At 69.6% G+C, this 18,900-nt stretch carries 16 protein-coding genes and 1 tRNA gene; 4 read left to right on the plus strand and 13 right to left on the minus strand.

The features are described from left to right. Positions 1-11: 11 nt before the first annotated feature. Both OG985_RS29100 and OG985_RS29105 read right to left on the minus strand, forming a co-directional pair. Positions 12-1,022, minus strand: coding sequence for a carbohydrate ABC transporter permease (locus OG985_RS29100; RefSeq protein ID WP_371674526.1), 1,011 nt, complete (start codon positions 1,020-1,022; stop codon positions 12-14). A 5-nt stretch (positions 1,023-1,027) separates the two neighbouring features. Then, on the minus strand, positions 1,028-2,356 hold the full coding sequence (locus OG985_RS29105) for an ABC transporter substrate-binding protein (protein WP_371674527.1): 1,329 nt from the start codon (positions 2,354-2,356) through the stop codon (positions 1,028-1,030). A gap of 327 nt (positions 2,357-2,683) precedes the next feature. Here OG985_RS29105 and OG985_RS29110 point away from each other — a divergent pair, with 327 nt between their 5' ends. Then, complete coding sequence (locus tag OG985_RS29110; protein ID WP_371671300.1) at positions 2,684-3,739, plus strand: LacI family DNA-binding transcriptional regulator; 1,056 nt, start codon at positions 2,684-2,686, stop codon at positions 3,737-3,739. A 123-nt stretch (positions 3,740-3,862) separates the two neighbouring features. Here OG985_RS29110 and OG985_RS29115 read toward each other — a convergent pair. From OG985_RS29115 to OG985_RS29130, 4 genes are all read right to left on the minus strand, one after another. Continuing rightward, positions 3,863-3,935 (minus strand) — tRNA-His (locus OG985_RS29115). Between the two features lie 114 nt (positions 3,936-4,049). Next, on the minus strand, positions 4,050-4,652 hold the full coding sequence (gene orn, locus OG985_RS29120; protein ID WP_371671301.1) for an oligoribonuclease: 603 nt from the start codon (positions 4,650-4,652) through the stop codon (positions 4,050-4,052). Positions 4,653-4,730: 78 nt separating this feature from the next. Next, positions 4,731-5,993, minus strand: coding sequence for a helix-turn-helix domain-containing protein (locus OG985_RS29125; RefSeq protein WP_371671302.1), 1,263 nt, complete (start codon positions 5,991-5,993; stop codon positions 4,731-4,733). A gap of 378 nt (positions 5,994-6,371) precedes the next feature. Next, positions 6,372-6,677: a hypothetical protein gene (locus tag OG985_RS29130; RefSeq protein ID WP_371671303.1), complete on the minus strand. Its 306-nt coding sequence runs from the start codon at positions 6,675-6,677 to the stop codon at positions 6,372-6,374. Between the two features lie 471 nt (positions 6,678-7,148). On the opposite strand from OG985_RS29130, the gene OG985_RS29135 reads away from it, so the two are divergent. Both OG985_RS29135 and OG985_RS29140 read left to right on the plus strand, forming a co-directional pair. Further along, positions 7,149-7,676 (plus strand): universal stress protein, encoded by a 528-nt coding sequence (locus OG985_RS29135; protein ID WP_371671304.1) that lies wholly within the window; start codon positions 7,149-7,151, stop codon positions 7,674-7,676. Positions 7,677-7,827: 151 nt separating this feature from the next. Beyond that, entirely contained in the window at positions 7,828-8,394 is a 567-nt protein-coding gene (locus OG985_RS29140) for a GPR1/FUN34/YaaH family transporter (protein ID WP_371671305.1), read from the plus strand. A gap of 487 nt (positions 8,395-8,881) precedes the next feature. On the opposite strand, the gene glmS is transcribed toward OG985_RS29140, so the two are convergent. Together glmS and OG985_RS29150 are read right to left on the minus strand one after the other, a co-directional pair. Continuing rightward, positions 8,882-10,699 (minus strand): glutamine--fructose-6-phosphate transaminase (isomerizing), encoded by a 1,818-nt coding sequence (gene glmS / locus OG985_RS29145; protein WP_371671306.1) that lies wholly within the window; start codon positions 10,697-10,699, stop codon positions 8,882-8,884. Between the two features lie 20 nt (positions 10,700-10,719). Continuing rightward, a complete protein-coding gene (locus OG985_RS29150) occupies positions 10,720-10,977 on the minus strand; it encodes a hypothetical protein (RefSeq protein ID WP_371671307.1) in 258 nt (85 codons plus the stop codon). Between the two features lie 186 nt (positions 10,978-11,163). On the opposite strand from OG985_RS29150, the gene OG985_RS29155 reads away from it, so the two are divergent. Then, entirely contained in the window at positions 11,164-12,726 is a 1,563-nt protein-coding gene (locus OG985_RS29155) for a fibronectin type III domain-containing protein (protein ID WP_371671308.1), read from the plus strand. 86 nt (positions 12,727-12,812) lie between these two features. On the opposite strand, the gene OG985_RS29160 is transcribed toward OG985_RS29155, so the two are convergent. The 5 genes from OG985_RS29160 to desA form a co-directional block, all read right to left on the minus strand. Then, positions 12,813-13,697: a DUF4429 domain-containing protein gene (locus OG985_RS29160; protein WP_371671309.1), complete on the minus strand. Its 885-nt coding sequence runs from the start codon at positions 13,695-13,697 to the stop codon at positions 12,813-12,815. A 92-nt stretch (positions 13,698-13,789) separates the two neighbouring features. Next, positions 13,790-15,559 carry an IucA/IucC family siderophore biosynthesis protein gene (locus OG985_RS29165; RefSeq protein ID WP_371671310.1) on the minus strand — a complete coding sequence of 590 codons (1,770 nt, stop codon included), beginning with the start codon at positions 15,557-15,559 and terminating at the stop codon, positions 13,790-13,792. Continuing rightward, positions 15,556-16,101: a GNAT family N-acetyltransferase gene (locus OG985_RS29170; protein ID WP_371671311.1), complete on the minus strand. Its 546-nt coding sequence runs from the start codon at positions 16,099-16,101 to the stop codon at positions 15,556-15,558. The genes OG985_RS29165 and OG985_RS29170 overlap by 4 nt, the downstream gene beginning before the upstream one ends. Beyond that, positions 16,098-17,381 (minus strand): lysine N(6)-hydroxylase/L-ornithine N(5)-oxygenase family protein, encoded by a 1,284-nt coding sequence (locus tag OG985_RS29175; protein ID WP_371671312.1) that lies wholly within the window; start codon positions 17,379-17,381, stop codon positions 16,098-16,100. The genes OG985_RS29170 and OG985_RS29175 overlap by 4 nt, the downstream gene beginning before the upstream one ends. After that, on the minus strand, positions 17,365-18,807 hold the full coding sequence (gene desA / locus OG985_RS29180; protein WP_371671313.1) for a lysine decarboxylase DesA: 1,443 nt from the start codon (positions 18,805-18,807) through the stop codon (positions 17,365-17,367). Before desA ends, OG985_RS29175 begins: the two co-directional genes overlap by 17 nt. Positions 18,808-18,900 lie beyond the last annotated feature (93 nt).

The raw sequence follows: 18,900 nt of genomic DNA on the forward strand, positions 1-18,900 counted from the left end.
GGCCGGTACTCCTAACTACTGGCGCGCAGCCGGCGCGAGATGACGTAGTTGACGATGCCGACCACGATCAGGATCAGGAACATCGTCCAGGCGATCGCCGAGGCCCGGCCCAGGTGCTGGTTCACCCAGCCCTGCTCGTACAGGTACAGGCCCAGCGTCTGGAACTGGTGCTCCGCGCCGCCCGACGCGCCCTTGTTGGCGTCGAAGAGCAGCGGTTCACCGAAGACCTGGCTGGCACCGATCGTCGAGACGACGACGGTGAACAGGATCGTCGGACGCAGCGACGGCAGCGTCACGTGGAGGAACTGCCGCCAGCGGCTCGCGCCGTCCAGCGCCGCCGACTCGTACAGGTCGTGCGGGATCGCCTGCATCGCGGCCAGGTAGATCAGCGCGTTGTAGCCCGTCCACCGCCAGATGACGATCGACGAGACCGCGATCTGCGACGGCCACTTGTCGGACTGCCAGTCGATGGCGTCGACGCCCACGAAGTGCAGCGCCCAGTTGATCATGCCGTAGTCGCGCCCGAAGAGCAGCACGAAGACCAGCGAGGCGGCCGCGATCGACGTCGCGTACGGCGTGAGCATCGCGACCCGGTAGAAGGTCGAGGCGCGCAGCTTGTAGTTGAGGATGTGGGCCAGGCCCATCGCCATCAGCAGCTGCGGAACGGTCGAGATGATCCCGATGGTGAGGGTGTTCCTCGCCGCGTTCCAGAAGAAGTCGTCGTCGAAGATGCGCGTGTAGTTGCGCATCCCGACCCACGTCATGTCGGTCGGCGCGGTCAGCTCCACCTGGTGCAGCGACGCCCAGCCCGTGTAGATCAGCGGGAACAGGCCGAACGCGAGGAACAGCAGGAAGAACGGCGAGACGAAGGCGTACGGGCTCCAGCGCATGTCCCGCTGCCAGCGGCGGGACAGCCGGGCCCGGTGCCGCGTCTCCGTGTCCGTGGGTACCGCGGGCGGGCGGCCCGGGGCCGCGCCCCCCTCCTTGGCGGGGGGCGCGGCGGTGTCGTGGCGGGTGGCCATACGGGTCACTTGTCCAGGTTGTTGTCGATGGTCTTGGTGGCCGTCTTCCAGGCCTCCGCCGCCGACTTGCCCTTCGCCACGAGGATGACGCCGTTGTCGGTCAGACCCTGCTGGATGATCTGGTCCTTCGGGCCGATCACCTGCACCGGGGCGGTCTTGGCGGCCGCGGAGAAGACCGTGCCGATCGGCGAGTCACCGGTCATCTCGTTCTTGGCGCCGGTCACCTCGGGCAGGGTGTACGCGCTGGGCGCGCTCGGGAAGGAGCCCTGCACCTTGAACAGCTTCGCCTGCTGCTCGGGCGCGGTCAGCCAGGTGACGAACGCCTCGGCCTCCTTCACGTGCTTGCCGCTCTTCGGCACGCCCAGGAAGGAACCGCCCCAGTTGCCGGACTTGGGCGCGACGGCCACGTCCCACTTCCCGGCGTCCTCCGGCTTCGCGTTGCCCTTGATGGTGCCGAGCATCCACGGCGGGCAGGCCACCGTGGCGAACTTGCTCTGCGCGATCGTCGTGTTCCAGGCCGGCTGGAACTGCGTCTGGGACTGGACCAGCCCCTTCTCGGCAGCCTCCGAGGTCAGGTCGAAGGCGTCCTTCACGGCGGGGTTCGTCTTGTAGATGATCTCGCCGGAGGAGTCGTAGAACTTCTCCTTCTCACTGCTGAGGATGGCGTTGATGAGGCCACCGGGGGAGTCCATGAAGAAGGTGCCCGACTTGGCCTTCTTCTTGTACTGCTCGCCGGCGGCGACGAACTTGTTCCAGTCGCCGGCCCACAGCTTGCCGACCTCCTCGCGGTCGGTGGGCAGACCGGCCGCCTCGAAGAGGTCCTTGCGGTAGCAGATGGCCATCGGGCCGATGTCGGTGCCGAGCCCGATCGTCTGGCCGTCCTTGGTGGTGCCCTGCGCCCACTTCCAGTCCAGCCACTTGGTCTTGTCCACGCCCGAGACCTTCGACAGGTCCTCGAACTTGGCCGCCTGCGTGGCCACGACCTCGGCTATGTTGCCCACCTCGATGGCCTGGATGTCCTGCAGGCCGCTGTTGGTGGTGAGGTGGTTGACGAGTGCGGGGTAGTAGTTCTCGTTCCGCTCGGTGACGTTTTCGGCGATCTTGATCTCGGGGTGGAGCTTCTCGTACTCGGTGTAGAGTCCGGCTTCCTTGAAGCCCATCGTGCCGAAGAGGCCCAGCGTGATCGTGGTCTTGCCCTTGCCGCTGCCGGACGACGAATCGTCGGATCCGCCGTCGCCGCCGTCGTCGGCACAGCCGGCCAGCAGCCCCGCGCCCAGCGACGCGACGGCCGCGATGACCAGCGCCTTGCGGGCGGTTCGGGTACGTGCTCGAATTGCGTCCTCCTGTTGCCCTGACGTGCCGACCCCCCGGCCAACTGCGTTGTTGGGCCCGTTAGTTCTAGCTGCGGCTCGGGCGGGGAACGTGCGGGATGTGTATGTGTCAGGTACCGTGGGAGCGCTCCCACAGGTGATGTGTTGAAGAGTCGTCGGTTCGAGCGGGGGTGTCAAGGGTGAGAACACGGAGAGATGCGTTCAGTTATCGGCCTGTTAGCTAACTGCGGGGTGAGACGGATCCGGCCACGGCCGACAGCGGCGGCGGGCCTCCGTCCACTGATCCGGGACTGTTAGATTCCAGGCCGAGGCGTGTGAGGGAGGCTGACCATGGCAGGTCACGGAGTGCGGGGCCGAAGCGGTGGTCGCCCCACCCTCGAAGAGGTCGCGGTGCGGGCCGGTGTCGGTCGCGGCACGGTCTCCCGGGTGATCAACGGCTCGCCCCGGGTCAGTGACGCGACGCGCGCGGCCGTCGAGGCGGCGGTCGCGGAACTCGGCTACGTCCCGAACACGGCCGCCCGCGCCCTGGCCGCCAACCGCACGGACGCGATCGCCCTCGTCGTCCCCGAGCCGGAGACCCGCTTCTTCGCGGAACCGTACTTCTCGGACATGCTCAAGGGCGTCGGGGCGGAGCTGTCGGACACCGAGATGCAGCTGCTGCTGATCTTCGCGGGCAGCGACAAGGAGCGCCGCCGGCTCGCCCAGTACCTGGCCGCGCACCGGGTGGACGGTGTCCTGCTGGTGTCCGTGCACGCCGACGACCCGCTGCCCGACCTGCTCGCCCAACTGGAGATCCCCGCCGTGATCAGCGGTCCGAGGTCGGCGCGGGAGTCGCTGGCGTCGGTGGACTCCGACAACTACGGCGGCGGCCGCTCCGCCGTCGAGCACCTGCTGGCCCGGGGCTGCCGCGAGATCGCCCACATCACCGGACGCCTCGACGTGTACGGCGCCCAGCGCCGCGTCGACGGCTACCGGGAGGCGCTGCGGGACGCGGGCCACGAGGCGGACGAACAGCTCATCGAGCCGGGCGACTTCACCGAGGAGGGCGGGCGTCGCGCGATGACCGCGTTGCTCGGCCGGCGCCCCGGCCTGGACGCGGTGTTCGCGGGTTCGGACGTGATGGCGGCCGGTGCCCGGCAGGTCCTGCGCGAGCAGGGGCGCCGTATCCCCGACGACGTGGCGCTCGTCGGCTACGACGACTCGGCCATAGCCCGCCACATGGACCCGCCCATGACCAGCGTCCGCCAGCCCATCGAGGAGATGGGCCGCAGGATGATCGACCTGCTGCTGTCGGAGATCGCGGACCGCCGCCCGGCGGTGTCCCGGGGCCTGGAGCGGCGGCAGGTGGTCCTGGCGACGAAGCTGGTGGAGCGGGCGTCGTCCTGACGCGGGGTCCGGCTGGTCGCGGTACCCGGGACCATCCCGGCCGGCGCACCGTCGGCAGCGGGCCGCTCATGCAACGCAATCAGCCGGTGACCTTCATCCGAAGGTCACCGGCTGATTACTCAGGGTGAGTGACGGGACTCGAACCCGCGGCATCCTGGACCACAACCAGGTGCTCTACCAGCTGAGCTACACCCACCATGACCGGCGGTTCGTCGCGTGGTTCCCCGACCGGCTGAGAAAAAGTGTACAGGGTCCGAAGGGGTGCTCGCGCACGGCTTTTCGGGCGCCCCTCCGTGGACCCTTCCGGCCGCTACCGCGCAGGCAGGACGTACTTCGAGGCGATCGTGCGGGCCGTCTCCGAGTCGGGACCGGGCTGCGGTACGAAGACGGCCTCCCGGTAGTACCGGAGTTCCGCGATGGACTCGCGGATGTCGGCGAGAGCCCGGTGATTCCCGTTCTTCTCGGGGCTGTTGAAGTAGGCGCGGGGGTACCAGCGGCGGGCCAGCTCCTTCACCGACGAGACGTCGACGATCCGGTAGTGGAGGTAGCTCTCCAGGGTCGGCATGTCGCGGAGCAGGAAACCGCGGTCGGTGCCGACCGAGTTGCCGCACAGCGGGGCCTTGCCCGGCTCCTTGACGTGCTCCCGGATGTAGGAGAGGACCTGCTCCTCGGCGTCGGCCAGTGTCGTACCGCCCGCCAGTTCGTCGAGCAGCGCCGAGGTGGTGTGCATCTGACGCACCACCTCCGGCATCGTCTCGAGCGCCGAGTCCGGTGGACGGATGACGATGTCCACCCCCTCGCCGAGTACGTTCAGGTCGGAGTCGGTGACGAGGGCGGCCACCTCGATGAGCGCGTCGTCGGACAGCGAGAGGCCGGTCATCTCGCAGTCGATCCACACCATGCGATCGTTCATGTGTCTCACCTTAAGGCTCGTTGCCGTGGGCTGAGCCGACCGTGACGTGACCTTGGTCCCGGCATCACCGGGTCACCGTCACGTACCGCTGCGCTGCCCCGGGAGGCTCGCCCTGCTCGGCACGTACGCGTCGCGACCGTGGTCCGCGGACGTCGACATCGAGGCCGAAGGACCCACCGAACTCGCCGCCGCGGTACGGCGGGTCTGCGGCGGAACCGGGCCGCCCTCCGGATGCAGGGCGGTCGGCGGGCCTCCGTGGCCCGCCGGGGACGGCGCGCCGGACGGGTGCGTGACGCTCTCGTCGGCCGCCGGCCGCTCGGACTGCGGCCTGCGGGCGCGGTACGCCGCCCGGTAGGCGGCCGGGGAGGAGCCCAGCTGGCGGCGGAAGTGACCGCGCAGCGCCACCGGCGAGCGGAATCCGCACCGGCCCGCGACCTCGTCCACCGAGTAGTCCGACGTCTCCAGGAGGCGCTGTGCCTGCAGGACGCGCTGGGTGATCAGCCACTGCAGGGGAGCGCTTCCGGTCAACGAGCGGAACCGGCGGTCGAAGGTGCGCCGGCTCATGTAGGCCCGCGCCGCCAGGGTCTCCACGTCGAACTGCTCGTGGAGGTGCTCCAGCGCCCAGGCGACGACCTCCGCGAGGGGGTCGGCGCCGATCTCCTCAGGTAAAGACCTGTCGAGGTAGCGCTCCTGACCGCCGCTGCGGCGCGGGGGGACCACCAGGCGGCGGGCCAGGGCTCCGGCCGCCTCGTTGCCGTGGTCCGTGCGCACGATGTGCAGGCACAGGTCGATCCCGGCGGCCGTACCCGCCGACGTCAGCACGTCACCGTCGTCGACGAACAGCTCGCGTGGATCGACATGCACCGACGGATAGCGTTTCGCCAGCGTCGGCGCGTACATCCAGTGTGTTGTCGCGGGACGGCCGTCCAGCAGGCCCGCCGCCGCGAGGACGAAGGCACCGGTGCACAGCCCGACGATGCGGGCGCCTTCCTCGTGCGCCCGGCGCAGCGCGTCGAGCGCGTCCTCCGGTGGCGGTGAGGTGATCGAACGCCAGGCGGGCACCACGACGGTGCCTGCCCGTGAGATCGCCTCCAGGCCATGTGGCGCGGTGAGTTCCAGGCCCCCTGTGGTCCGCAGTGGGCCTTCCTCGCCGCCGCACACCAGTAGTCGGTAGCGGGGCACGCCGGCGTCCTGGCGGTCGATCCCGAACACCGACAGTGGTATGGAACTCTCGAAGATGGGGCCGCCGCTGAACAGCAGCACCGCGACGATCTCCTTGCGGCGTCGCCCGGAAAGCTTCCGGGCCGCGGCTTCCGGCGCGGCAGTGGAGTCGTGGCTCATACTGCTAAGCCCCCCTCGGTGGTCGCGGCTCCTCGGTTGTGTCGCTCCTGCACGTTTCCCCTCGGTCCTGCACGAGTCCCCCGCCGTAAGACAGTCAAGATCGAATCTACTGTGTCCCGTGGTGCCAGCGTGACAAGTTCAGCACTCGGCACATTGTCGACATGGCAACTTGGCGTGAAGCATTCGATCACGAAGCGTTGCACTCACGGGCCGTGCAGGGAAGTGCGCCTTGTCGCAGTGGCCAATCCCCATAGGGTGCGCGGGGTCCCCGAGGGGCTTTCCGTGCAGGTCGCACCGGGGTTGGGGGGTGGTGGGGGGAGGGAATGCGCCGAAGCGGGAAGTTGGCTGAAAAGAAGCGTTCGCGTGCGCGGAAACCGGTCAGGCGACCGGTGTATCGCCTCCGGAGTGACGTCCGCTTCTGTGGCCCCCCGTGCCACCCCGCTGACGGCGCCCGCGCCGGGGTGCTTCCGCCTCCTCGCGCAGGCGGGCCGCGCCGCGCTCGGACTGGCGCAGGAGAATACGGCAGACGGCGGTGACCGCGGCGAGCCCGAGGGCGGTGCCCGCGGCGCCGGCCAGAGAGCTGCCGTACCAGAGCAGGACCACCGGAACCAGGACACAGCTGAAGGCCGCCCAGCGGATCACGTCCGTCGCGGCGTCCTCGGAGGGTGTGCGGGTTCCGGGCATGGAATGCTCCCTGGGGCGTGGCTCGGGGAGTTCAACGCGTGTTCGACCGGTCGGTCACTGGGTGTCACCCGCTTCGCACACCCCACGCCCGCCGCACTCGCCCCCAGCCGGCCCGCTCCGCACACGCTCCGTGCCCGTCGGGCGCCCGTCCGTTCCGTCCCGTGCCCGCTCCGGGCCCGCCCCCCGCCTGCCTCCGGCGCGCCGCGGCCCGCCTTCCGCCGGTCGCGGGGCCGCCCCGGACGGCGACGGTAAGTGAATGCTGTGCAAACCGCCTGTACGCCGCAGCAACCATTGCGTTACCGGCGCCCCCTCGTGCATGCTCCGGGGAACCCCCGCGGAGTACGCACGGGAACTGGGCTAAGGAGGCGTGCGGCCGTACCCTTGAGGGTATGGGGTTGGGAAGATGATTCCCGGACACAGCTCCGCGCACACTGTCGTCCCTCCCACGAGGATCTAAACGCCGAGACACTCATGGCCGGTCACGAATTCTTCGAACCCGCGGACCGCAAGCGGCCGGTAGCCGATCACACGGCGTCCGAGCCCCTGGCGGCGGAAGAGCCACGCCATTCCTGCGACCCCGCTTTCAAGCACGGCGTCGTGGTGGGCTTCGACGGCTCCACGTCCAGCGAGCGAGCTCTCGCGTACGCCATCGGCATGGCCCACCGCTCGGGCTCCGGCCTGATCATCGTCCATGTCGCCAACCGGCTGCCCACCACTGTGTGGGCGGGCTGCGAGCCGCCGGTCTTCGTCGATGTGCCGGATCACCGGACCGAAGTCCTGGGCCTCGAACTCGCCTGCGCGGAGTACCTCGCCGAAGTGCCCTGGATCCTCGTCGAGCGCGGCGGGGACATCTGTCACGAACTCGAGGAAGTCGGGCGGGAGTACGAGGCGGACGCCATCGTCGTGGGCTCCACGCACGGTCTCGTCGGCCGGCTCTTCGGCTCGGTCGCCGGGCGGCTCGCCAAGCGGGCGCGGCGTCCCGTCGTTGTCATTCCGTAACTCGCGGTTCTCCCAGGTGAGATGAGCCCTGGGGGACTCCCGGTCCCCTGTCCGTGTCGGTTGAAGCTACTCGCGCGTAGATGTGTTTGTGCCTTTGTGAAGGGCATATATCGCTCACCGTACAACCGCACATGCAGGAAGGGAGCCCGCCGTGGACAACGACGTCTCCGCGGGAAACACCACCACCACGATCGTCGGCCGACTCGCCCTGGGAATCACCCTGTTGGCGTTCGGCCTCGGCCACACCGACGTCCTCGACGGCGTCACGGCGGCCGACGCCGTGTCACTCGCCCACTACGTGGGCGGAGTTGCGCTGTTCGTCGCCGGACTGTTCGCGTTCCGCGACCGCGACACGGCCACCGGTACGGCCTTCTCGGCGCTCGGCGCCCTGTGGTTCACCTGGGCGGTCTCCGCCGGCGGCCAGGTGTCCGACAACGCGGCCGGACTGTTCCTGCTGCTCTTCGCCCTCGTGGCGCTCTCTCTCACCCTGGCCGGCGGTGACCAGCTCGGCCAGGGCATCCACGGGCTGTTCTTCGTCTCGCTCCTGCTCCTGGCCATCGCCCGCTTCGCGGACAACGACGGCCTGGGCAAGGTCGGCGGCTGGTTCGCCGTGGCGGCGGGGGCCGTCGCCTGGTACGCCGCGACCGCGGCCCTGGCCCACTGGCCCACAGTCCTTCCGCGACGCGCCGCCGGCCGGGGAGTGACGGCCACCGGTTGAGCTGCGGCGGCCGGGGGTCTGGGCGGCCCCCGGCGACAGAGGCGGGGCCCTGCGTGGCGGTGGTGCGCGCGGGGTCCCGTCCTGTGGGTGGTTTGCGCAGTTCCCCGCGCCCCTGATGGTGCGGGTGGGTGGGGCTTTTGCGGTGTTCCCCGCGCCCCTGATGGTTGGTGCGGGTGGGTGGGGTGTTTCGCGCAGTTCCCCGCGCCCCTGGGGGTGTTGTGCGGGTGGGCGGGGGATTGCGCAGTTCCCCGCGCCCCTGAGGGTGGTGGTGTGTGCGTCCGTGCGCCCGGGACGGATATTCGTGTCGCCGTGCGCCCGGGACGTATGTCCGTGCGGTCGCGCCGTGCGGCGGTGTGGTCGTGCGCCCGGGACCTATGTCGGTGTGGTCGTGCGGTCCCGCCGTGTGTCGGTGTGGTCGTGCCGGGTGGTCGGGTGGTCGGGTGGCGGGGCCGGGGGTTCTGGGCCCCGCCGGGGCGGGTGGGGGTGGTTATTCGACCGTGACCGACTTGGCCAAGTTGCGGGGCTTGTCGATGTCTCGGCCCAGGGCCAAGGCCGTGTGGTAGGCGAGGAGTTGGAGGGGGATACCCATGAGGATCGGGTCGAGCTCGTCCTCGTTCTTGGGGACGATGATCGTCTGGTCGGCCTTCTCCTGCTCCCGGTGGGCCACCGCGAGGATCTTGCCGCTGCGGGCCTTGATCTCCTCCAGGGCGGCGCGGTTCTTCTCCAGGAGGTCGTCGTCCGGGACGATGGCGACCGTGGGCAGGGCGGGCTCGATCAGGGCCAGCGGGCCGTGCTTGAGCTCGGAGGCCGGGTAGGCCTCGGCGTGGATGTAGGAGACCTCCTTGAGCTTCAGGGAGGCCTCACGGGCCACCGGGTAGCCCCGGACGCGGCCGATGAAGAGCATGGAGCGTGCCTCGGCGTACTCCTGGGCCAGCTTCTTGATCTCGTCCTCCTGCTCCAGCATCTCGGTGATCTGCGCGGGCAGCCGGCGCAGGCCCTCGATGATCCGCTTGCCGTCGCGGACCGAGAGGTCGCGGGTGCGGCCGAGGTGCAGCGCGAGGAGCGCGAAGGCGACCGTGGTGTTGGTGAAGCACTTGGTGGACACCACGCAGACCTCCGGGCCCGCGTGGACGTAGACGCCGCCGTCCGCCTCCCGCGCGATCGCGGAGCCGACCACGTTCACCACGCCGAGCACCCGCGCGCCCTTGCGCTTGAGCTCCTGGACGGCCGCCAGCACGTCGTAGGTCTCACCGGACTGGGAGACCGCGATGTACAGGGTGTCGGGGTCCACGACGGCGTTGCGGTAGCGGAACTCGGAGGCCGGCTCGGCGTCGGCGGGGATGCGGGCCAGCTCCTCGATCATCTGGGCGCCGATCATGCCCGCGTGGTACGAGGTGCCGCAGCCGAGGATCTTCACGCGGCGCACGGCACGCGCCTCGCGGGCGTCCAGGTTCAGGCCGCCGAGGTGCACGGTGGAGAAGCGGTCGTCGATGCGGCCGCGCAGCACGCGGTCCACGGCGTCGGCCTGCTCGTGGATCTCCTTGTGCATGTAGGTGTCGTGGCCGCCCATGTCGTACGACTCGGCCTCCCACTCGACGGTGGTCGGCTCGGACGTGGTCCGGGTGCCCTCCGTGGTGTAGGTGCGGAAGTCGTCGGCCTTGAGGGTGGCCATCTCGCCGTCGTCCAGCGTCACGATCTGCCGGGTGTGAGTGACCAGCGCGGCCACGTCGGAGGCGACGAACATCTCCTTCTCGCCGATGCCGAGCACGACCGGGGAGCCGTTGCGGGCCACCACGATGCGGTCGGGGAAGTCGGCGTGCAGGACGGCGATGCCGTACGTGCCCTCGATGACCCGCAGCGTCTCACGGACCTTGTCCTCGAGCTTCTCGGCCTGCGAGCGGGCGACGAGGTGGACGAGGACCTCGGTGTCGGTCTCGGAGAGGAACTCGACGCCGTCCGCCTCCAGTTTGCGGCGCAGGTCGGAGGCGTTGTCGATGATGCCGTTGTGGACGACGGCGACCTTGTTGTCGGCCGACATGTGCGGGTGGGCGTTCACGTCGGAGGGGGCGCCGTGGGTGGCCCAGCGGGTGTGGGCGATGCCGGTGGTTCCCTTGAAGCGCGCCGGGACCTTGGCCTCCAGGTCGCGGACCCGGCCCTTGGCCTTGACCATCTTGAGGCCGGCGGTCTTCGGGGACGTGACGACGATGCCCGCGGAGTCGTAGCCGCGGTACTCCAGGCGCTGGAGACCCTCCAGCAGGAGGGGTGCCACGTCACGCCTGCCGATGTATCCGACGATTCCGCACATATATACGTATCCCTCAGTTCTCAGCCGTAGACCAGTCGGCGCAGCTGCCTGAGCGTGAGCTCCGGCGGTGCCACCGCGCGGTATTTCAGGTCCGCCTCGATCCGTTCGAAGATCGCCGCGTTCACCAGGCCCTGGGCCTGGAGCTCGCGGTGGCGGCGACGGACGTACTCCTCCGTCGTCTCGTCGAAGTAGGCGAGCACGTCCTGGATCACGCGCAGCGCTTCGCCCCGGCTCAGGGGCGTGGAGCGCGTCAGGTGATCAACAAGTTCGTCGTGCACCCGGTAGATCCTGGGGGACCGCAGGCCGTTTCGCAAGAATCCTGCCCGATTTCGGGCAAGGCCCTGTTAAGAGCCCTTGGGGGAACGTTGAATCTGTTATGAGCCCCTGTTCGTGCGCCGTCCATCCTGCGTCCGGCGACCCGTCGCCTGAGGAGACGAGTTTCAGACGCCATGGACACTCCTCGCATGGGCGTACCGGAGCAGCTGGCCGAGCGCATGAGCATGGCCGAACAGCACGAGTACCTGCGCGCCAGATTTTCCCGGCGCACGATGATCAGAGGCGGCGCCGTCACCCTGGGCGCCGTCGCGGGTGGCGCGTTCGTACCGGGCGCCACCGCCCAGGCCGCCGTGCCGACGCGGGCCGCCACGAGCACCGAGAGCGTCGACGGCGCCCTCGTCGCCCCCTTCGGCCGCCACCTCGCCTTCGGCAGCGACCCCCGTACCGAGATCACCGTCTCCTGGCAGGTCCCGGTCGCGGTGAAGAAGCCCTTCATCCGCGTCGGTGCCCACCCCTGGGACCTCTCCCGCAAGATCGAGGCCGAGGTGCGCACCCTGTACACCCCGGCCGGCGTCGGTGCCAGTGGCGATCACACGCAGTACTACCTGCACGCCGAGCTGTCCCACCTCAAGCCCGGCAGGACGTACTACTACGGTGTCGGCCACGCCGGGTTCGACCCGGCGCAGGCGCACCTGCTCGGCACCCTCGGCACCTTCACCACCGCCCCCGCGCACAGCGAGCCCTTCACCTTCACCGCCTTCGGCGACGAGGGCGTCGGCTACCACGGCCTCGCCAACAACAGCCTCCTCCTCGGCCAGAACCCGGCCTTCCACCTGCACGCCGGCGACATCGCCTACGCCGACCCGGCCGGCGCGGGCAAGACCGCCGACGCCGGATTCGACTCCCGGGTGTGGGACCAGTTCCTCGCCCAGACCGAGTCCGTCGCCAAGTCCGTCCCGTGGATGCCGGCCTACGGCAACCACGACATGGAGGCCTGGTACTCGCCCAACGGCTACGGCGGCGAGGACGCCCGCTGGAACCTGCCCGGCAACGGCCCGGACAGGAAGAACCTGCCCGGCGTCTACTCCTTCGTCTACGGCAACACGGCGGTCATCTCGCTGGACGCCAACGACATCTCCTTCGAGATCCCGGCGAACCTCGGCATCTCCGGCGGCACCCAGACCACGTGGCTCGAGGCGCAGCTGAAGAGGTTCCGCGCCTCGAAGGACGTCGACTTCGTCGTCGTCTTCTTCCACCACTGCGCCTACTGCACCTCCACCGCGCACGCCTCGGAGGGGGGCGTGCGACAGGAGTGGGTGCCGTTGTTCGAGAAGTACACCGTGGACCTGGTCATCAACGGTCACAACCACCAGTACGAGCGTACGGACGTGATCAAGAACAACGCGGTCGTCAAGAAGCTCCCGATCGGCGGCACGGCCTACCCGGAGACCGAGGGCGTGGTGTACGTGACGGCGGGCGCGGCCGGCCGCAGCCTGTACGCGTTCACCGCCCCGCAGTCGTACGAGGGCCACGAGAACGAGGTCGACTCCGTGGCCTCCTTCGTCAACGCCAAGGACGGCAAGCAGAACGAGACGGTCGCCTGGTCGCGGGTGCGCTACCTCGACTACTCGTTCCTCCGCGTCGACGTCACCCCGGCGGCCAGGGGCCGGCTCGCCACCCTGACGGTGCGCGGCATCGCCGAGACCGGCGACCAGGTCGACCACTTCACCGTGGCCCGCAGGGCCAGGTAGCACCGCTCCCGCGCTCGGAAGGCGGGCGCGGGAGCCCGATCAGGCGGTCCTCTGTCCTCTGCCCTCTGTCCTCTGTTCGTGGACGGCTACATCCGCTTGAGGACCGCCTGTTTGGCCAGCGTGAACTCCGACTCGGTCAGGACACCCGTACGGTGCAGCTCCCCGAGCTCCCGCAGCCGCCGCAGCAGCGCGTCGTGGCCGTCCTCCACGGCGGGCGGCAGCTGCCGCGGCACCTGGGGTTCCGTCTTCGGTACGTCGACGGCGGCGGCCGCGGCCGGATGGGCGAGGCGGGCCTGTACGGCGGCCGCGACCAGGGCCATCAGCGGATCCTTCTTGAAGCCCCACAGCTCCACGGCGTTGGGGTCGTACTTCGGGGGCGCCGTGGTGGGGGCGTGCCGCACACCGAAGCGGAGGTGGCCGTTCTCCAGGCCGGCCGCCGGATGCCACTCCACGGCGGTGACCTCGGGCAGTGTGAGGACGCGGGGACCGGCGGCGGCCTTGGCGTCCTCCGTCTTCCAGTTCCACTCCAGGCGGATCCGCTCACCGTCGAAGCTCACGGTGCCGTCCCCGGCGGAGGCCGACAACGGGACGGCGGGGCCCGGCAGCAGATACGTGTCGACCGGGTCGGCCGGCACCTGGTCCAGGAGCAGTGCGTTGCGCACCTCGTCGACGAAGTACTCGGCGACGCCGTACCGGTCGGACTGGACGATCAGCTGGTAGGGGTCGTTCGGCTCGGTCAGCCGCCCGCCGGTGGCGTGCAGCAGCGGGTCGGCGCCGTCGCGCAGCCGCAGTCTCACCCGCCCGGACCTTCTGCCCTGCTCGAACGAGATCCCGGCCAACGCGCCGAGCGGGACGACGAGTTCACCCAGAGCCCGGCGGAACAGGCTGACGTCCTTGTCCCGTCCCGGTGTCAGCCGCAGGGCGTCGCCGTCGAAGACCCACGTGCCGTCCTTCTGGATGATTTCCGCCATGGGGGGATTGTTCCACCCCGGGCCGTTGTGCCCCTGCCGGCGGGCACCCCGCGGGACCGTCCGCGAGGTGCCCGCCGTCCGTGGGGGGCCGGTTACCGGCCCGCGAGGGGGTTGGCCAGGGTGCCGACCAGCTGCAGCGCGCCGGACGGGTCCGCGAGGTCCACCATCTGCCGGTTGTCGCGCAGCTGGAGCCGGTTGAGGCAGGACAGCGCGAACTCCGGGGCGAACAGGTCGTACTGCCGGAACCTGTCGGCGAGTTCGGGCGACCCGTCCTGGTACTCGCGGGTGACCTCGGCGACCGTGTCCCAGAAGTCGTCCTCCGCCAGGACTCCCTCGGCGGCGAGGTTCGCGGCCAGGAAGCGGAAGAAGCAGTCGAAGACGTCCGTGAAGATCGACAGGAGCTTCTTGTCCTCCGGCACCTCGACCCGGATGCGCCGCACCTCGGGCGGCAGCACCGCGTCCGGGTCCATGACCGCGATCTCCTCGGCGATGTCCTTGTAGATCGCGCGCCGCACCACGCCGTCCTTCAGCACCAGGATCACGTTCTCACCGTGCGGCATGTAGACCAGGTCGTAGGCGTAGAAGCTGTGCAGCAGCGGGGTGAGGTACGCCCGCAGGTAGCGGCGCAGCCACTCCCGGGGCGCGAGCCCGGACCGTTCGATCAGCGCGCCCGCGACGGAGGCACCCTCGTGGTCCACGTGGACGAGGGACGCCATCGTCGCCAGCGACTCGCCGTCCTGGAGCGAGGAGACCGGGCTCTCGCGCCAGAGGGCCGCGAGCATCTTCCGGTACGGCGAGTAGCGGTCCGTCGCCGCCTCGTACTCCAGGTGCCGGTAGCCGACCGCCGCCCGCTCGCGGATGATCGTCAGGCCCGTCGACTTCAGGACCGGGTCGTTCGCGATCAGCTGCGCCAGCCAGTCGTTGATCGCCGGGGTGGCCTCCATGTAGGCGGCCGACAGCCCGCGCATGAAGCCCATGTTGAGGACGGACAGCGCCGTCTTGACGTAGTGCTTCCCGGGGTGGGAGCTGTTGAAGAAGGTCCGGATGGACTGCTGGGCCAGGTACTCGTCGTCGCCCTCGCCCAGGCACACGAGGTGACCGCGCGCGACCTCGGCGGCGAAGGTGACGGTGAGCTTGTTCCACCACTGCCAGGGGTGGACGGGTATGAGGAGGTAGTCGTCGGGGTCCAGGCCCCTCTCGCGCAGGGTGGCGGAGAAACGGTCCAGGGCCGCGTCCCCGAGCTCCTCCCGCACGAAGGACTCGTACTCGATGCCGATCCCGGCCGTGAACGCCGCCCGTGAGCGGTGCGCGGCCAGCCACACCAGCCGGACCGGGCTCGCGGTCTCGGGCGCGTACGACAGGTAGTCGTGGATGCCGAAGCCCAGCCGTCCGTTGTTGGCGACGAAGCAGGGGTGGCCCTCGGTCATGCCCGTCTCGATCGCCTGGAAGCCGCTCCTCGCCAGCTCGGCGGACGTGGTCCGCGGTTTGGTGAGCTTGTAGCAGGTGCCGGACAGGGTGGAGGAGATCTCCTCCAGGTAGACCGGCAGGATCTCGTCGCTCAGGCCCAGGGTCTTCCTCAGCTCGACGAAGAAGTCCAGAGCGGCGAGCGGGAGTTCGGCCCCGTCGCGGTGCCGGGTCACGGAGTCCGCGTCGACCTGCCAGTGGTCGAGGGCGTGGCGGGTGGCGGTGAACCGGTAGCGGGTCAGGCCGTCGTCGCTGCGGACGACGTACTGGTCACCGTCCTTCTCGGGGGTGATCAGCCGCTCGTGCGCGAACTCGGCGAGCGCCTTGCGGATCAGCCCGCGGTTGGCCTGCGCCCAGCGCTCGGGGGAGAGGTGGGCCACGGCGTCGGCGAGGGTCATGCCGCCACCTCCGTCGCCGGGACGCCGGGCCTGTCGAAGAAGCGTTCACGGGTGCAGAAGCTCAGCAACGCCTTCTTCTCCGGCTTCTGGATCTCCCGGTCGGGCACGAACCCGACCACTTCGTTCAGGGCGTGCACGGCCGTGTTGGCCACGTCCGGCTCCACGACCACGCGGGCGGTCGCCGGGTCCTCGAAGAGGCGCGCCATCACGGCGGTGATGACGGCACGCGTGAAGCCGTGCTCGGGCGTGTCCGTCGGCGGCACCAGGAAGTGCATCCCGACGTCTCCCGGCCGCGGCTCGTACAGGCCGACCAGCTCGCGGTGGACCGGGTCGTAGTGCTCCATGAGGAAGGCCGGTTCGCCGTCGCGCAGACCGAGCAGAGCGTGGTGGTGCTCGTCGGCCGCGATCTCCATGTACGCGCGCTCGACGTCCTCCAGCCTGGCGTCCTGCATCATCCAGTAGGCCGCCTTGGGGTGGGTGACCCAGGCGTGCAGCAGCTCGGCGTCCTTCAGCGGGTCGAGGGGACGGAAGGTGAAGGTCATACGGAGAACTCCTGGAACGCGATGCTCTTCTCGACCGGGTAGTGGTCGGTGCCGAGCAGCTCACGGATGATGCAGCTGTTGCGGTACGCGCCCATGCCCAGGTCGGGGGACGTGATGCTGTGCGTGTGGACGCCGGCGTTCTGCAGGAACACGCCTCTGCCCGTGACGTCGATCGCGTAGTTGCGGGCGAGGTCGAAGTTGCCGTGGGAGTCGTGGCGCAGCCGGTCGCGGACCGGCTTCAGGAACTCCGGCTCGGCGTACTTGTAGCCGGTGGCGAGGATCAGGCCCAGCGATTCCAGCTCGTAGTCCTTGCCCTGCTCCTCCTGGCGCAGGCCGAGGGTGTACGCGCCGTTCTCGTACCGCGCGCTGTGCAGCGAGGAGTTGGTGAGCAGCCGGGTGGGGACCGGGCCGCCGATGCTCTTCTGGTAGAGCAGGTCGAAGATCTCGTTGATCAGATCCCCGTCGATGCCCTTGAACAGGCCCTTCTGCTCGGCGGTGAGGCGGTAGCGGGTTGTCTCCGGCAGGGCGTGGAAGTAGTCGACGTACTCCGGGGAGGTCATCTCCAGCGTGAGTTTCGTGTACTCCAGCGGGAAGAAGCGCGGGGAGCGGGTGACCCAGTTCAGCCGGTAGCCGTGGACGTCGATCTCGCTGAGCAGGTCGAAGTAGATCTCGGCGGCGGACTGGCCGCTGCCGACCAGCGTGATCGACTCCTTCGCCTGCAGCTCCGCCTTGTGCTGCACATAGCGGGAGTTGTGGATGAAGTCGCCGCCCAGACCCGCGCAGGCCTCAGGGATGTGGGGCGGGGTGCCCGTGCCCAGGACCAGATGCCGGGCGCGGTACGTGTCGCCCGCCTCGGTCCGGACGGCGTACAGCTCCTCGCCCTCGTCGTACGTCACCTCGGCGACCGTGGTGCCGAAGCGGACGCTGCTCAGTCTGTTCGCGGCCCAGCGGCAGTAGTCGTCGTACTCGACGCGCAGCGGGTAGAAGTTCTCGCGGATGTAGAACGAGTACAGCCTGCCCTGCTCCTTGAGGTAGTTGAGGAAGGAGTACGGGGATGTCGGGTCGGCGAGGGTGACCAGGTCCGACATGAACGGGGTCTGGAGGTGGGCGCCGTCGAGGAACATGCCCGCGTGCCACTCGAAGCCGGGCTTCGACTCCAGGAAGACGCCGTCGAGTTCGGCGATGGGCTCGGTGAGGCAGGCCAGGCCGAGGTTGAAGGGTCCGAGCCCGATGCCCACGAAGTCGTAGGTGTTCGCACGGGGTTCAGGAAGCGCGGTCAAGGGACTCTCCCAGGTACTGCTCGGCGTGGCCGGCGATCAGGTCGAGGACGGCGGCGATGTCGGCCGCCGTGGTCTCGGGGTTCAGCAGGGTGAACTTCAGGTAGTGGCGGCCGCCCACCTTGGTGCCGGCGACCACCGCGTCGCCGGAGGCGAACAGGGCCTTGCGGGCGTACAGGTTGGCGCGGTCGATCTCGGCCGGGTCGGTGACGGCTGCCGGGATGTGGCGGAAGACGAGGGTGGACAGGCTCGGCTCCACGACGACGTCGAAGCGCGGGTCGGCGGCCAGCAGCTCCCAGCCCTCCCGCGCCAGGTCGCAGACCTCGTCGAAGAGTTCGCCGATGCCGTCGGCGCCCATCACGCGCAGCGTCATCCACAGCTTGAGCGCGTCGAAGCGGCGAGTGGTCTGCAGGGACTTGTCGACCTGGTTGGGGATGCGTTCCTGCACCATCCGGCGCGGGTTGAGGTACTCCGCGTGATACGTGGCGTGCCGCAGGGTCGCGGCGTCGCGGACCAGCACGGCGGACGAACTGACGGGCTGGAAGAAGGACTTGTGGTAGTCGACGGTGACCGAGTCGGCGCGCTCGATGCCGTCGATGCGGCCCCGGTACTTGCGGGAGGCGAGCAGTCCGCAGCCGTAGGCCGCGTCGACGTGCAGCCAGGCGCCGTGGTGCGAGCACAGTTCCGCGATCTCGGGCAGCGGGTCGATGGAGCCGAAGTCGGTGGTGCCGGCCGTGGCGACGACGGCCATGGGGACCAGGCCCTCCCGCTCGCAGCGCTCCAGCTCGTGGGCGAGCGCGACGGTCTGCATGCGCTTGTCGTGGTCGACGGGGATCGAGACGACGGCGTCCTGGCTCAGGCCGAGCAGCTTCGCGGACTTCTGCACGCTGAAGTGGCTGACCTCGGAGGCGAAGACGCGGAGGGAGGCGAGCGACCGGGACTTCGCCTCCTCGCGGGCCAGGAGCAGCGCCTGGAGGTTGGACTGGGTGCCGCCGGAGGTGAACACGCCGTCGGCGGCCGGGCCGAGGCCGATGCGCGCGGTCGTCCAGTCGATGAGCTTGCGCTCGATGAGGGTGCCGCCGGCCGACTGGTCCCAGGTGTCGAGGGAGGAGTTGACGGCGGACAGGACCGCCTCGCCGAGCAGGGCCGGGATGACGACCGGGCAGTTGAGGTGGGCGAGGTAGCGGGGGTGGTGGAAGTAGACCGCGTCCCGGAGGTAGACCTCTTCGAGCTCGTCCAGGACGGCCGTGGTGTCGTGCAGCGGCCGGTCCAGGTCGATCCGGTCGATGCGGGGAGAGAGGGCGTCGACCGTGACGCCGGTGAACGGTCGGTCTGTGGTGGCGAGTTTGGCCGCCACCCGCTCCACGCCTTCCGTCACGGAGCGGCGGTACTGCTCCGCGGTCGTGTCATTGAGCAGGTGCGAGCGCATGTGGGGGTCCTCCGGTGGGGACAGTCCGTGCGGACGGAAGAGGGCGGAACTCCGACTGAACTTAGGTAAGCCTAACCTAATTTGACGAGCCGG

The organism is Streptomyces sp. NBC_00289 (assembly GCF_041435115.1).
Lineage (GTDB): Bacteria > Actinomycetota > Actinomycetes > Streptomycetales > Streptomycetaceae > Streptomyces.